This window comes from Acidovorax sp. GW101-11A03 (assembly GCF_059424825.1).
Genome location: NZ_JBWKZU010000093.1, coordinates 1 through 14307, shown reverse-complemented (window position 1 = coordinate 14307; position 14307 = coordinate 1). Strand labels below are relative to the sequence as shown.

Below are 14307 nucleotides of genomic sequence, written 5' to 3'. Positions count from 1 at the left end.
GGCTGGAGCAGCGCGATGACCCGCTGGCAGAGCTGCCGATGAGCACGGATTCGCGCTATCTTGCCCGCCAGGTGGTGCTGGTGGGGTATGGCCGGGTAGGGCGGCGCGTGGCGAGTGCCCTGGCCGCTCACGACATTCCGTTTGTGGTGGCCGAGCAGAACCGTGAACTGGTGGAGTCGCTGCGGGCGGAGGGCATTGCCGCCGTGTTCGGCGATGCGGTGGAGCCCGCCGTGTTGATCCAGGCACACATCGCCCGCGCCGCCATGCTGGTGATTGCCACGCCCGACTCTCTCAACGTGCGGCAGATCATTGCCACGGCGGTCACGTTGAATCCCGCCATCGAGACCGTCGTGCGCAGCCACAGCGAGGATGAGGCGCGCAGGCTGGTGCAGGAGTGTGATGGCGCCGTGGTGTTTCTGGCCGAAGATGCGCTGGCTCAGCTGATGTCGCACCATGTGCTGGAGCGGTCCCGGGCGCGGCAGGCGCGCTCCACCGGCCCTGCGCCCTTGCATGGACCGGTGTGATTCAAGCAAAAAAAGGGCTCTGCGCGCGACCATAAAGGATTAATTGCTACTAAATATGTAGCAATATTAAGGTGTTGCGTTTTCTGGGATCACCCAGAGTGTTTGCACCTGTTCTGAATCGGCCCGCAAGTGGCTGGCGGGCTCGCCAAAAAGCGGGCTGGCCATGTCGGCCATCAAAACACCCCGCGCCGCCACCGGGGCGCCTGCACGTTGCGGTGACCGCAGGCCCTCTCTGCGAAGGGAAGGCGATCTGCCCTGCGGCAGCAGCCGCCGAGGGTGCCGCGCCCTTTCGTTGGGCGCGGTCTATGAATTACTCGGTTTCTTCAAACACCAAGGCGGGTGTTGCCATGACGCGGGCCAATTGGCCCAGGTCTTCGATCATCCGGTTGGCGAAATAACTGTTCTGCGTGTCTGGCTCCAGCGCGGCCACTGCCAGATTGGCGCGGGGCTGGTTTAGCGGCACATAGAAGCTGCCCGCCGGGGCATCCACGGCGCTGCGCACGGTGGACACCTGGACACGCACGATGCCGGTGCCCCCGGCAATGGTGCCAATCACGTCCTGGCGGTCGCCGGTTTCGCGCGCGGTTTCCCGGTAGGTTTCAGCCAGCATGGCGCCGGGCTCGGCCACACGCATCACTTGCAGGCCCAGCAGCCGCAGGCGCTCTACGACTGCTGTGGAGCCCGCCGCCAGCCAGTACCCGCAGGGTCGGGCGCGCGACTTGGTGGTCCGCAGGGTGAGCGACGAGTTCCAGTCCACGCGGATGGTGCGGTCTGCACCGGTCTCCGGGTCCAGAAAGTCCAGGTCCCGCTGGGTGGGGGTGGCTGCCGCCTCGACCACTACCTGATCACGGCAGGCCTGGGCACTCACGTCCCGGGCGACAAAGGAGCGCACCTGCTCCAGGTTGGCGGCCCGCTCGGCCGTGCTACGCAGGGCGCTGGAGATGGCTGTGACCTGTGAATGCACACGGCGCTGGATGTGCATGCGGCCAATGCCCACGCCGCGTGTCTCGATGAGCAGGCTGACGGTGTTCTTGAGGCCATGGACGTTGCGCCCCGTGTCGGGCTGCGTGCCGCCCATGGAGACGCGTTTGTCTTCCAGGTTGGTCGAGGTGGTGTAGTACCAGTCGCTGGCGATGCCCTGGGCCTTGAGCGCGGCCACCATGGGCTGGTGGTACCACTCCTGCGAGGCCTTGGTCAGAAACTCGGGGTAATTGGCCGTGGTGGTGTACTGCAGCAGTGCGTCGTAGCGCTGGATGGCGTTGAACTTCTGCAGGTAGCGGCCGACCACGGTGTATTCGTGGGCATCCACCACCAGGATGGGACGGTAGTCATTGATGACCCGGGCCAGTGCGCGGGCCTCGGGGGTGTTGAGCAGCAGGTGGTCACGGTTCATGTCCGTGCCATTGGCCGTGACACGGGTGCCGACCTCGGCGCCATCGGGGTTGGCGCGGGGCACCACCACCACGTTGATGCGGTCCAGCAGCGGCTCCAGCAGCCCCTGGGCCAGCTCGCTGCTGATGACGAGCAAGGCTTCGCTGCCTGCGGGCTCGTCACCATGCTGCTGGCCGATCAGCACCACCGTGGGGCGGCCGCTGTTGTCCAGGCTGGCAGGGTCTGTGCCTGCTGCGCGGGTGAGTAGCAACCCCTGGATGGGCTCACCGCGCTGCGAGGTGCCGATGTTGAGCAGCTTGGTGCGGGTGGCGCCACGGGGGGCTGCATCCGCCAGGGACCGCAGCCACTGGCCGAGTTCGGCATTGGTGGTGAAGGCCCGGCGATCCTGCCCCAGCCCTGGCGTGTTGTAGGAAATCGGCGGGTTGGGAAAACGTGCGGCCACGGCAGCGCTGTAAGGCGGCGCCATGGGGCCTTCGTTCTGCACCACCAGCGGCGCAGCCGGGGGCAGGGGGGTGGACACCACGGCCGCGCGCTGTGGCGGCTGCTGTGGTGCCAGCTGCTGCTGGCCCAGCGGCGCAGGCACCACCGTGCCCTGCTGCGTGCGCGGCAGCGGGGCTGGCGCAGTCGGCCGTTGGGCGGCTGGCGTGGAGGGCCAGGGGGGCAGCGGTGTGCTGCCGCAGGCCGTGAGCAGCAGGGCAGCGAGGGTGGCAGAGGTTGCCCAGCGCATGGTCCGCAAAGAAGCCGTGACGGGGCGGGCGGTGTCTGTCCCTGCAAGGGGCGTGCGGCGAAGAGATGGGTGCATGGTCATGGGTTTTCTGCCAAGGGATGCCTCGCTGGGGGGGCGTCAGTGGCGTTGATGTTACCTGTGCAGTTGTGCCCAGCTGTATCGGCGTACATCCCGTTGCAATGCGCTGGTTGACATGGCGAGAGGTCTGCACTCCAGGCCGAATGGTCTTGTGGGGATGGCTATGGTGGCGACTGTGGTGTTGCAGGCGGCATCTTGAGCCGCAGCAGCGCACGCACAAACCCGTGGTCGGACCGGGTGCGGTCGCGGCCTTCGTGCAGGTGGTCGTTGAAGTAGTCGACCCGGCGCACATCGCCCACGCTGTTGCGCCCGGTGGCCATGAACTCTTCGCTTACCAGGATCTGGTCGAGCACGGAAGGGGAGCCCTGGTGGATGTGCGAATACGCCACGTCCTTTTTCAGCGTGGCTTCGCCTTGGAGGTCATAGGCGTTGAACAGGGCGACATCCCTGGCCGACCGGTCGTAGGCGATCTCGTTGGTAGCGCAGATGAGCTGCGTGGTCACGCTGTCGGGTGTGTCGTTGAAGTCGCCCAGCACCACCAGCGGGATGTTGGTGCGGTGCAGCAGGTCGATGATCAGACAGCGCAGAGCCATGGCTTCGGAGCCCCGCATGACCAGCGAGCGCAGTGAGGCCAGTGCCATCACCTTGTGGTCGTCGCGGTCCTCCGTGGGGTTGCCCTGCGCATCCTGCAGGAACTTGGGGCGTTTGGACTTGAGGTGAGCGGTCAGCACATTGAGGGTCTGACCATGTTTCATGCGCAGTGTGGCGACCAGGGGCGGGCGCTCGAAGCGGGTGTGTGGTCCCAGGCCGGGCACCTCCACCTGGAGGCCTGGGGGAAAGTCAGGAAAAGACTGCAGGGCTTCCACCTTGAGCCGCGTGGCAATGCCCACGCGGGGGGTGCCTTGCGCACCATGGCGCTCGGCGTCGTTCTCGGCCCCGGGGACGGCCACAAAGTCGTAGCGCAGCCCGCTGCGGCCCAGGGCGCCCTTGAAGGCGGCTTCGTCCCAGACCTCCTGCACCGCCAGCACATCGGCGTTGAGCATGCGCAGGCGCTCCCCCAGCCAGGTGAGCTTGCGCTCGAACTCTGCGGCGCTGTAGGGGTCCTGGTTTTCATAGAACATGCGCCCAGGGTTGGCCAGGTTCAACACATTGCAGGTGGCCACCATCAGGGTGGCCAAGGGCTGGGGCGGGTCGTTGGGGCGCATGGGCAGAGGAGTCGGGGAGTCCTTGGGGGTAAAAAATTGCGGGGCAGCCTTCAAGCGCTGGGGCCGGGCAGGCGTCAAGGCTGCTGTAGCGCGCGGCCCGACAGCACCTGCAGCCCGGGCGGGCCTGACTGTACGGCATGGACCAGCGCACGCCCCACATCGGCGCCGGGGCGGGCGCGGTAGTTGTCAGGAATGAGCGGGTCCAGCCATTTGAAGAGCTGGATCGAGAGAGATTCGGCCGGGCGTGCGGCCTGCTGCAAAGCCTGGCGCTCGCCGATCATCAAAGAGGGGCGGGCAATGACCAGGGTGGCAAAGCCCAGGGCCTGCAGGTCGCGCTCGACCTCGCCCTTCACGCGGTTGTAGAAGATGCGTGAGTGCGCGTTTGCGCCCATGGCGGTTACCACGCCGCAGCGGCTTGCGCCTGCGGCACGTGCGGCCCGGGCGGTGGCCATCACCGCGTCGTAGTCCACCTTGCGAAAAGCGCTTTGGCTGCCTGCTGCCGCCATGGTGGTGCCCAGGGTGATATAGACATGGTCCACCGCAGGCAATGCGGGCAGGTCGGAAAAATCGACTGCGTGCAGTTGCAGCCGAGGGTGGGCCAGCGCCGGAGGGCGCCGGTCCCGGGCATGCAGCACGTGGATGGTGGCTGCTGTGCCCTGGGGGTCTTCCGAAAGAGGCGGCGAGGTGCCTGCAGCGGTCGCTGGCGTCGCTGCATGGCCCCTCGACGGGGTGGTGTCAGCGGTTAAAAGAGCCGCGAGGACCGCCCGACCCACGAGGCCCGTTGCCCCGGCCACCAGAATTGCCGCCGCCATAGCCGCCACCTCCACCGTTGCCGCCACGATAACCGCTACCACCACGGCGACCACCGCCGCCCATGCTGTCTACGCTGGTGCGCATGGGGTCAGGCTGCCCACCGGCCGAATGGCTTGAGTGGCGGTTGCCGGGGTTGCTGTGGCCCGAGTGTGTACCCAGGTGGGCATTGGCGCGTGGGGGTTGCGAGTCGTCATATCGATTGCCGCCACCCTCGTAACCACCGCCGCCGGAGCGACCGCGTGCAGGGGCCTGCCCACCGGCGCGCGCGCCGCCGCCCTGGCCACCACCACCGGCACGGCCGCCACGTGGGCCGTTGCCGCCGCCATTCGCTGCTGCACCGCCACCGGCGCGTCCACCACGGCCGCCGCCATTGCCGCCTCCGGCAGGGCGGGGGCCGCGCTCGCCACCACCGCCGCCCTGGCTGGCTTTGTTGGTGCGGATGCGTTCCATCATCTCGCTGCGGGCGGCCTTGGCAGCTGCCTGCATCACGTCACGGCCCGGAGGCTTGCCTGCACCACCCCAGATGGTCTGGCGGCCCATGGCAATGGGCTCGGCCTTCTCTCCGGGTTCGGGGCCAAAGCCCTCGATGACCTGCACGGGGATCTGCTGCTTGGTGAAGCGCTCGATCTCCATCATGAAGCCTTCTTCATCCATGCAGACCAGGCTCACGGCTTCACCGGTTGCGCCCGCGCGGCCAGTGCGGCCAATGCGGTGCACGTAGTCTTCCGAGACGTTCGGGATTTCGTAGTTCACGACATGGGGCAGGTCGTCGATGTCAATGCCGCGCGCAGCGATGTCGGTCGCCACCAGCGCGCGGATGTCACCGCTCTTGAAGCCTGCCAGGGCCTGCGTGCGGGCGCTCTGGCTCTTGTTGCCGTGCAGGGCCATGGCCGAGACGCCGTTCTTGGTCAGGAACTCGGCCACGTTGTTGGCGCCGAACTTGGTGCGGGTGAACACCAGCACCTGGCTCCAGTTGTGCTGCTGGATGATGTGCAGCAGCACCTGCTTCTTCTTGCCACGGCCCACGGGGTGGATCACCTGGGTGATGCGCTGCACCGTGGTGTTGCGGGGGGTGACCTGGATGCTTTGCGGGTTCTTGAGCAGGGTGTTGGCCAGATCGCGGATTTCGTCGCTGAAGGTGGCCGAGAACAGCAGGCTCTGCTTGTCCTTGGGCACCAGGGCCAGCACCTTCTTCACGTCGTGGATGAAGCCCATGTCCAGCATGCGGTCGGCTTCGTCGAGCACCAGCACTTCCACGGTGGACAGGTCCAGGAAGCCCTGCTGCTGCAGGTCCAGCAGGCGGCCCGGGGTGGCCACCAGGATGTCCACGCCGCGCTTGATGCGGTCGATCTGTGGGTTCATGCCCACGCCGCCAAAGACGACGGTGGAGTTGATGTCCAGGTACTTGCCGTATTCGCGTACGGATTCTTCCACCTGGGCAGCCAGTTCACGGGTGGGTGTCAGCACCAGGGCGCGGATGCCCTTGCCGCCGAACTTGTTCTTGGGGGCCGTGCCTTGCGAGAGGCGGTGCAGCATGGGCAGGGTGAACGCGGCGGTCTTGCCAGTGCCTGTCTGGGCGCCGGCCAGCAGGTCGTGGCCTTCCAGAACAGCGGGAATGGCCTGGGCCTGAATGGGCGTGGGGGTCTCGTAGCCCGTTTCGTGCACGGCCTTCAGGATGGCAGGAGCCAGGTTCAGTTCGTCAAATGTCATGTCTTTGGATGCGCCCGTCCGGGGCGCTGGGTATCGGCCTGTCGTGCAACCGGGGGTTGCCGAGCCAGTCTCAAGCCGATGAGGTTCAGGATTGGGAGCCCGGAAGCAGGGTGCTTCTTTCGTCCCCAGCAGTGTGCTGATGCAGCGGGCAACTGGAGCCCGTCGCGGGGCATATTGTCGCATGGCCCGATAATCGGCATTTGAACGCAGAAATTCTTCTGCCCCATTCCCCAGGTTAGAACCCAATGGCCCAATACGTTTATTCGATGAACCGCGTCTCCAAGACCGTGCCGCCCAAGCGGCAGATCTTGAAAGACATCTCCCTGAGCTTCTTCCCCGGCGCCAAGATTGGCGTGCTGGGCCTGAACGGCTCGGGCAAATCCACCCTGCTCAAGATCATGGCCGGCGTGGACAAGGAAATCGAAGGCGAAGCCATCCCCATGCCCGGGATCAAGATCGGCTACCTGCCCCAGGAACCCCAGCTCAACAACGAGCACACCGTCCGCGAGAGCGTGGAAGAGGCCATGGGCGAAGTGTTTGCCGCCAAGGCCAAGCTCGAAGAGGTGTACGCCGCTTATGCCGAGCCCGATGCCGATTTCGACGCCCTGGCCGCCGAGCAGGCCCGCCTGGAAGCCGTGATCGCCACGGCTGGCACCGATTCCGAGCACCAGCTCGAGATCGCCGCCGACGCCCTGCGACTGCCGCCCTGGGAGGCCAAGATCGGCCTGCTGTCCGGTGGCGAAAAGCGCCGCATCGCGCTGTGCCGCCTGCTTCTGTCCAAGCCCGACATGCTGCTGCTCGACGAACCCACCAACCACTTGGATGCCGAGTCGGTGGACTGGCTGGAGCAGTTCCTGCACCGCTTCCCCGGCACCGTGGTGGCCATCACCCACGATCGCTACTTCCTGGACAACGCGGCCGAGTGGATTCTCGAACTGGACCGTGGCTACGGCATTCCCTACAAGGGCAACTACAGCACCTGGCTGGACCAGAAGCAGGCCCGCCTGGAGTCCGAGCAAAAGGGCGAAGAAGCCCGTGCCAAGGCTCTGAAGAAGGAACTGGAGTGGGTGCGCCAGAACGCCAAGGGCCGCCAGGCCAAGAGCAAGGCGCGCATTGCCCGCTTCGAGGAACTCTCCGACTACGAATACCAAAAGCGCAACGAAACGCAGGAAATCTTCATTCCTGTGGCCGACCGCCTGGGCACCCAGGTGATCGAGTTCCACAACGTCACCAAGTCCTTTGGCGACCGCGTGCTCATCGATAACCTGTCCATGACCATCCCGGCGGGCGCGATCGTCGGCATCATCGGCCCGAACGGGGCTGGTAAATCGACGCTGTTCAAGCTGATTGCGGGCCGCGAGCAGCCTGATAGCGGCGAAGTGGTGATCGGCGCCACGGTGAAGATGGCCTTTGTGGACCAGCACCGCGATGCCTTGTCGGACGACAAGACGGTGTGGGAAGACGTGTCTGGCGGGCTGGACATGATCAACATCGGCAAGTTCCAGATGGCCAGCCGCGCCTATTGCGGTCGCTTCAACTTCAACGGCGGCGACCAGCAGAAGAAGGTGGGCATGCTCTCCGGTGGTGAGCGCGGCCGCCTGCACCTGGCCAAGACCCTGATCGCAGGCGGCAACGTGTTGCTGCTGGACGAACCCTCGAACGACCTGGACGTGGAAACCCTGCGTGCCCTGGAAGATGCGCTGCTGGAATACGCTGGCACAGTGTTGGTAATCAGCCACGACCGCTGGTTCCTGGACCGTATCGCCACCCACATCCTGGCGGCCGAAGGTGACAGCCAGTGGACGTTCTTTGACGGCAATTACCAGGAGTACGAGGCCGACAAGAAGAAGCGTCTGGGTGAGGAGGGGGCCAAACCCAAGCGGATGCGTTACAAAGCCCTGAAATAAGCTGCCGGTAGGCGGTTCAAAGACCTGAATCCAGCCTTCAGGTCAAGTAGGATTGCAACTGGAAACCTGTTCGCCGACTCCTCCCCACCATGTCCCAGCCTGCGTCTCGTACGAGAACCGTGTTTCGTGCCTGTGTCGTCAACGCCGTGCGCGGGGGCGAGGCATTGATGCAGCAGCTGGTCAAGGTCACCCAAGGGGCCTTGGCGGAGGAGGAGACGGGCAGCGTCGGCATCCAGCAGCGCAACCTGATCAGTGACAGCCTGCGCTACCTCAACCAGCATGAGGCTGCGCTGGTCAAGGGTTATCCCATGGCCCTGCTGGAGATATTTGCGGAAGGGCCTGCCGTTACCAAGGGGCGCAGTTCTGCCGACGACACCGGCATGGATTTCGGTGAGCTGTCGCTCATGGACGAAAACGAGATGCTGGCGCAGGTGGAACTCTCCAAGGCCCAGCAATCGGCCTTGCATGCCACCGATGCCGTATTGGCTGAACTCAATACCCTGGTCAGCGCGGCACAGGGGTTGCGCAGCGTGCAGCCCGAGCGAAACCCGCTGCGCCCCGAAAGTTACATACGGGCCCTGCAGCGGGTGGTCAGCGATACGGGCGTGTCCCCCGAAGTCCGGCAGCTCTGGATGCAGCACATGCGGGACTTGCTGGGCAAGCTGCTCGTAGAAGAATACAAAAACACCGCCAAGAGCCTGCGCGAGCATGGTGTCCAGCCTGTGGGCTATGCCGTGCTGGGTACGCCATCGGGTGGCGGCCGCAACAGCGGCCCGGGCACGGGCTACGGGCAGGCCTACGGCGGTCCTGGAACAGGCTATGGCACCGGATACTCGGGCTATGGCCACTCAATGAACGCTCCCATGGGCGACTACGGCAACACCGGCTATGGCCGGGGCGTGGGGCCGTCCACGGGCTGGAGTGGAGATTCCCAGCAAGTGCCCGTGTCGGCAGCGGTCGATGCGGCTGAAGAAGCCCTGCTGACGGTGGGCATCCTGCGCCAGATGCTGGCCGGGGGTGACCCGTTTGCCGCCCCGGGTTATGGGGCCGTGGTTGCGCAACCTGTGGCTGGGCAGCCCGGGTGGGTGGATCCCCGCGCAGGCGCGGCCAGTGCGCAGTCTTCGCTGTCCGGGGCTTACTTCCCCTCGGGAGCGGCTGCCGAGGCCATCGAAGACATGGCCCAGCTGGAGCGGCTGGTGGGGCGACTGGCGGGTGGTGCTGGTGCCAGCCAGGGCGGCTCATTGCCGGTGCCCTTGTCCGGCTGGCGTGGCCCAGGGGTGGCGCCGGTGGTGTATGCCTCCATGCCCATGGAGGCTGCGACGCAGTCCACCGCCATGGCGGTAGAGGTGGTGGGGCGCATGATGGCGAACATTGCGCAGGATGCGCGTTTGTTGCCCCCTGTCCAGCTGGCGGTCAAGAGCCTGGAGCCAGCGCTCAAGCAACTGGTGCACCACGATGGGCGTTTTTTTACCGATGGCACCCATCCCGCACGTCGCCTGCTTGACGAGCTGACCCAGCGCAGCCTGGCCTTTACCGCCGAGACGGATCAGGGATTCAGCCGTTTCATGCGCCTGGTCACGGAAGCCGTTGAGCACCTGTCCACCAATGAGATCAAGGACGCGGGTCCTTTCGATACCGTGCTCAAGGCCCTGCAGTCGGCCTGGGACAAGCAAGAACAGAAAATCAAGGCAGAGCGGGATGCCGAGGAGAAAGCCCGTCTGCATGCCGAGCAGCGGGAACTGCTGGCTGAAAAAGTGGCGGCCGATATCCGTAAGCTGCCTGACCTGGAGCAGGTACCCGCCGACATTCTTGACTTTGCCGCAGGCCCTTGGGCTGACGTGATTGCCCTGGCCCAGGTGATGAACAGCGACGGCGGCAAGGACGACCCGGGGGGGTACCTGGCGCTGGTGCCCGTGCTGCTCTGGAGTGCCCAGCCGGACTTGACACGGCAAGAGCCGGACCGGCTCAATGAGGCCATTCCCGGGCTGCTCGCCAAGCTGCGCAAGGGCCTCAAGACCATTAACTACCCGGCGGTCCAGACCAGTGCCTTGCTCCAGCGCCTGGTGGGTTTGCACCAGGAGGCTTTTGAAAAGCCCGCGCCCGTCGTCGCGCCAGAGCCTGTGGTGGAGACGCCCCCTGAGGCCAGTTCCGTTGAAGCGCAGCCCGCGGCGCCCGAAGAGGCCGAGGGCAGCAGCACCCCGCCCGTGGAGCTGCCCGACCCCTACGCCGATTTTGTGATCGGTGCCTGGGTGGAGTTGGTGACCAACGGGCGTGTGGTGCGCACGCAGCTCACCTGGTCTAGTCCCCATGGCACGCTGTTCCTGTTCACCGCCCCAGATGCCAGTACCCAGTCCATGACGCGGCGGATGCGGGACAAGCTGGCGCAGGAGGGGGCTCTGCGCGTGGTGCCTGCACTTCCACCCAAGGGGGCCAGCCGCTCAGCCGATGCCGCAGGCGTGGAGCGCAGGCCGTCCGATGGCCGGTCCTCCGGCGCACGGCCAGCCTCCAGCTCCAAGATGGCGCCACTGTCCAAGTCGGCACCTCTCTCGCCCTCGTCGGGCTCCAAGTCCTCCAAAAGCCGCTGATCCACACGGCCTGGTTTCTTGCGTTCAGGGAACTGCAGCCTCTGGAAGTGGCCTGGGTTCTCCCGCCTCCGACACCCGAAGGAGTTTTTTGCGGACCAGGTGAATGTGGTTGCGCAGTGCGTACAGCTCGTCGGCATAGGAGAGGGGGACGCTCACTTTTTCGGCCTGGGCTTCCAGTGCGGCCAGGGCCTTGAGCAGCTCGGCCGTGTTGGCCCTGCCGGTTTCCATGTCACTTTCGATCTCGCGCAGGCGGCCATACCAGCGGAACACGCGCGAGCGCACGCGGAATTGGTACAGCGGCGGCACGATGCGCGACAGCGGCAGCATGATCGCCAGCAGAATACCCAGCACCAGCCACATGCGCTCGATCAGGTTGGCAATCCAGAACGGCAGATAGCGCTGCAGCATGGGCACGGCCTCGTTCATGGCGCGATCGGCTTCCTTTGCAATGGGCAATTCGCTGTTGCGCGCGTTGGGGAACTCGCGTGCACGGTTGAACCAGCCGGCGCCCCCGTGCAGCTTCTGGGCATTTTGCGCAAACAGCGTGAGCAAAGCCGGGTGGGTGCCCTCGCGGGCGAGCAGCGAGGTGGTGGACGCCACCAGCCGCACGTCCCTCACCGGCACATTGCTGGCCAGGTCCACCACGCCGCGCGGCAGGGTGACCGGCGTCAGGAACGGGAAGCGCCGTGCATAGGCCTCGTGCTGCGCGAAGTCCAACAACTGGACTCCGGGGGTTTGCAGCAGCATCTGCACCATCAGGGATTCGGGGGCGGATGCGAACACCAGCGCGTCCAGCTTGCCCGCCAGGAAGTCCACGGTGGCCGGGGTCTGGTCCAGCCGCGAGAGCTTGACGGCCCCCCGCTCGACCTTGTTGGCCTCCAGCAGGCGTTCCATCAGCGTGGGTACACCGCTTCCCTGCGAACCGACATTCACGTGCAGGCCACGCAGTTGCCGCAGACCATCGAGCCGGGGCGTGTTGTACATGCGCTGTGCCGTTTCGGTGCGGTAAAACAGCCAGACAGGCTCCACAAACAGGTTGCCCAGTGACACCAGTTCGTCGGGATCGTCGGGCAGGAGTTCGGCGGTTCCGCCTTGCACAAAGGCCACATCCGCCTTGCCTTCACGCAGCAGTTGCAGGTTGTGAGATGAGCCCTCGCTGGGCAGCAGCGTCACCTCGATCCCGTCCGCTGCGAGTGCCTTCTGGTAGCGCTTGCCAAACTCCTCGTAAGCGCTTTGCGCGGGCCCCGTGGCCAGGGTCACGGTTTTGGGCGGATTGGGGTTGAGCCACCAGTAGGCCAGCACCAGCAGCCCCACGGCCAGAAAAGCGAGCGGGCCGGCGGAAACGATCAGATCGCGCAGGGAAAGCAGGGTGTTGCGAAGGGCCTGGGACATGGAATAGGGATGAAGATCTCAAAGGCAGTGGGGCAGGGGCGGCGCGTCACCTGGGCCAAGGCTGCAAGGATGCCCCAGCCCCACCTGCAGAAAGTCTGTTCGGCGGCGCTGTCGATTATCCCGGGCCGTGGAGTGTGTGGCAGGCAGGAATCCTTGCCACCTCAACCCCTGCTGGTACCAGCAAGGTTGTGCGGGCCACGGGGTGGCTAGACAGCCGGCCGCCCTTTGCCCACGGTTTATTGTGGCTGGCTCCGCCGCTGGCGCTCGTACGCAATGCACTCCTGCAGTGACAAGAGGTCGTCTTGGTTGCCGTCAGCGGCTTCGAAAAAGGCCATGCGCGCCTGCACCACCTCGGAGAAGGACAGCTTGCCATCTGCGTCCTTGTCGGCTGCGGCCAGTCGCCGCAGCGCGCCCTTGCCGATGCGGGGCACCTGGCTCAGTTGAGCCAAGTGCACATAACCCTGTGCATCGGGCCCCAGGCTGTGCCAGCTCTGCACGATGTCCTGGTGAAACTCGTCCAGCGACACATTTCCATCGTGGTTGAAGTCGGCCGATGAGCAAATGGCCTGGAGGCGGTCGGCGAGGGGCCTGGCGGCCTGTTTGGGGCCCGCTTTGGCGGGCCGGGCCGGTGTGGTGGGAGAGGTCACGGGGGCATCGGCTGCGTAGGCTGCGGGGGCAGCCGCCAGGAGGACCAGCGAGGCCAGAGCGCAGGTGACTGCGCAGATGCGGTGAACGGTATTTTTCATCATCATCACGCACTCCTTACCACCACCAGCGCTGGCTGGGGCTGCGGTTGCAGGGCCAGATCATGGTGTGCGCGCCCGGGCGAACCTGACCGGCCTCCACATCCAGGCATTTGCCGGTGAGCTGGCTCACGATCTGCCCGCCCCGGGTGGACCAGCTCTGGCTGCGCGAGCCCGAGCAGGACCACAGCACCACCCGTGCGCCATCGCGCGGGTCGCCCCGGTCCACGTCCACGCACAGGTCGCGCACCCGGATCTCGCCGCCACGACCCACTGCGAATCGCTGCGACGCCGTGCCGTTGCATTCGTACACCTGCAGCGTAGTGCCGGGCTGGAACTTGCCGCCGCGCACATCCAGGCACAGGCCGCCGCCCGCACGGATCTCGCGGCCCCAGTCGCCACCTTGGTGGGGGTAATCCGGGTACTCGGGGCGCTGGTCGTGGTCGTGCCGGTTGTGGTTGGCCAGCAGGGCAATCCCCGCGATGGCAGCCACCGCCGCCACGGCTGCTCCGGCGTTGGAGCCACCGTTGTTGCCGGGGGCGTAGCTGCGCGTGACCTTGAAGCGCCCGCCGCAGCCGCCGTTGGTCCACAGCTCGCGGTTGGTCAGGTCGTAGCCCCAGGTGCGGTTGAAGCGGCAGGCGCCCTGGGTTTGTTCCACCAGGTCCACCTGGGTCACATCGTCCGCCAGGCGGTAGGAGGTGTAGCCGCCGCTGGACTGCAGATCCACCACCTGGTCCTGCGCCTGTACCGCCTGGACGCTCATGAGCAATGGCAGGCACAGCAGCCACGCTGGTTTCCGAAAGGCCGGGTCTTTCATGGGTTTCTCTCCTCGTTGCGATAAGGGGCGGGGGCTGGCAGGGCTCGCTGCAGGGCACCACCCGCTGTCTGCATCATAGGATGGCCTGCAGCCACCGCGTTGGGTTGTTGTTCGCGCCATCGGTTGAAATCCCGTTGGCCCCACAGCGCCGGTTCGTGCATGATGGCACCGCGCCAGGGCAGGACTGTGTCTGCCTGTGTCACCTCCAACCACTGCCGTGTCCGATGAAACGCTTCTATGTCGTTGCCTCCATCCCACTGCTGCTGGCGGCGCTGATCCCCATTGCAGCATCGCTGTGGGTGGCCCATCGCCAGGCCAAGAACGACCAGATCACCTACCTGACCTCGCTGGCAGACGAGGTGCTGCGGCGCGGCGTAGCCTCGCGCCAGCAGCTGGTGGCTGCGCTCAATGACC

General features: G+C 65.8%; 11 protein-coding genes. 4 read left to right on the top strand and 7 right to left on the bottom strand.

The window, feature by feature from the left end; translation table 11 throughout:
* Positions 1-524 (top strand): NAD-binding protein (locus AC07Z7_RS23395; RefSeq protein WP_494767828.1); only part of this gene is annotated, 524 nt, incomplete at its 5' end.
* A gap of 310 nt (positions 525-834) precedes the next feature.
* Here AC07Z7_RS23395 and AC07Z7_RS23390 read toward each other — a convergent pair.
* The 4 genes from AC07Z7_RS23390 to AC07Z7_RS23375 all read right to left on the bottom strand — a co-directional run bounded on the left by AC07Z7_RS23390 (position 835) and on the right by AC07Z7_RS23375 (position 6449).
* Positions 835-2724: a M14 family metallopeptidase gene (locus tag AC07Z7_RS23390; protein ID WP_494767827.1), complete on the bottom strand. Its 1890-nt coding sequence runs from the start codon at positions 2722-2724 to the stop codon at positions 835-837.
* Positions 2725-2882: 158 nt separating this feature from the next.
* Positions 2883-3926: an endonuclease/exonuclease/phosphatase family protein gene (locus AC07Z7_RS23385; protein WP_252658317.1), complete on the bottom strand. Its 1044-nt coding sequence runs from the start codon at positions 3924-3926 to the stop codon at positions 2883-2885.
* A gap of 74 nt (positions 3927-4000) precedes the next feature.
* Positions 4001-4561: a Rossmann-fold NAD(P)-binding domain-containing protein gene (locus AC07Z7_RS23380; RefSeq protein ID WP_494767826.1), complete on the bottom strand. Its 561-nt coding sequence runs from the start codon at positions 4559-4561 to the stop codon at positions 4001-4003.
* 100 nt (positions 4562-4661) lie between these two features.
* Positions 4662-6449: a DEAD/DEAH box helicase gene (locus AC07Z7_RS23375; protein ID WP_494767825.1), complete on the bottom strand. Its 1788-nt coding sequence runs from the start codon at positions 6447-6449 to the stop codon at positions 4662-4664.
* Between the two features lie 245 nt (positions 6450-6694).
* Between AC07Z7_RS23375 and ettA the strand changes: the two genes are divergently transcribed.
* Both ettA and AC07Z7_RS23365 read left to right on the top strand, forming a co-directional pair.
* Complete coding sequence (gene ettA, locus AC07Z7_RS23370; protein WP_094287778.1) at positions 6695-8356, top strand: energy-dependent translational throttle protein EttA; 1662 nt, start codon at positions 6695-6697, stop codon at positions 8354-8356.
* Between the two features lie 89 nt (positions 8357-8445).
* Positions 8446-10941, top strand: a complete 2496-nt coding sequence (locus tag AC07Z7_RS23365) for a DUF1631 family protein (RefSeq protein WP_494767824.1) — start codon at positions 8446-8448, stop codon at positions 10939-10941.
* A gap of 24 nt (positions 10942-10965) precedes the next feature.
* Here AC07Z7_RS23365 and AC07Z7_RS23360 read toward each other — a convergent pair whose 3' ends face one another.
* The 3 genes from AC07Z7_RS23360 to AC07Z7_RS23350 form a co-directional block, all read right to left on the bottom strand.
* Positions 10966-12333 carry a TAXI family TRAP transporter solute-binding subunit gene (locus AC07Z7_RS23360; RefSeq protein ID WP_494767823.1) on the bottom strand — a complete coding sequence of 456 codons (1368 nt, stop codon included), beginning with the start codon at positions 12331-12333 and terminating at the stop codon, positions 10966-10968.
* A gap of 236 nt (positions 12334-12569) precedes the next feature.
* On the bottom strand, positions 12570-13079 hold the full coding sequence (locus AC07Z7_RS23355) for an EF-hand domain-containing protein (protein WP_094288104.1): 510 nt from the start codon (positions 13077-13079) through the stop codon (positions 12570-12572).
* 16 nt (positions 13080-13095) lie between these two features.
* Entirely contained in the window at positions 13096-13893 is a 798-nt protein-coding gene (locus tag AC07Z7_RS23350) for a lectin (protein WP_494767822.1), read from the bottom strand.
* Positions 13894-14117: 224 nt separating this feature from the next.
* On the opposite strand from AC07Z7_RS23350, the gene AC07Z7_RS23345 reads away from it, so the two are divergent.
* Positions 14118-14307: hypothetical protein (locus AC07Z7_RS23345; RefSeq protein WP_494767821.1), on the top strand; the 190-nt coding region annotated here is incomplete at its 3' end.

Bases quoted from the DNA above. Each gene is read 5' to 3' on its own strand.
- AC07Z7_RS23350 (WP_494767822.1), bottom strand. From the start codon at position 13,893: ATGAAAGACCCGGCCTTTCGGAAACCAGCGTGGCTGCTGTGCCTGCCA.
- ettA (WP_094287778.1), top strand. From the start codon at position 6,695: ATGGCCCAATACGTTTATTCGATGAACCGCGTCTCCAAGACCGTGCCG.
- AC07Z7_RS23385 (WP_252658317.1), bottom strand. From the start codon at position 3,926: ATGCGCCCCAACGACCCGCCCCAGCCCTTGGCCACCCTGATGGTGGCC.
- AC07Z7_RS23360 (WP_494767823.1), bottom strand. From the start codon at position 12,333: ATGTCCCAGGCCCTTCGCAACACCCTGCTTTCCCTGCGCGATCTGATC.
- AC07Z7_RS23390 (WP_494767827.1), bottom strand. From the start codon at position 2,724: ATGACCATGCACCCATCTCTTCGCCGCACGCCCCTTGCAGGGACAGAC.
- AC07Z7_RS23375 (WP_494767825.1), bottom strand. From the start codon at position 6,449: ATGACATTTGACGAACTGAACCTGGCTCCTGCCATCCTGAAGGCCGTG.
- AC07Z7_RS23365 (WP_494767824.1), top strand. From the start codon at position 8,446: ATGTCCCAGCCTGCGTCTCGTACGAGAACCGTGTTTCGTGCCTGTGTC.
- AC07Z7_RS23355 (WP_094288104.1), bottom strand. From the start codon at position 13,079: ATGAAAAATACCGTTCACCGCATCTGCGCAGTCACCTGCGCTCTGGCC.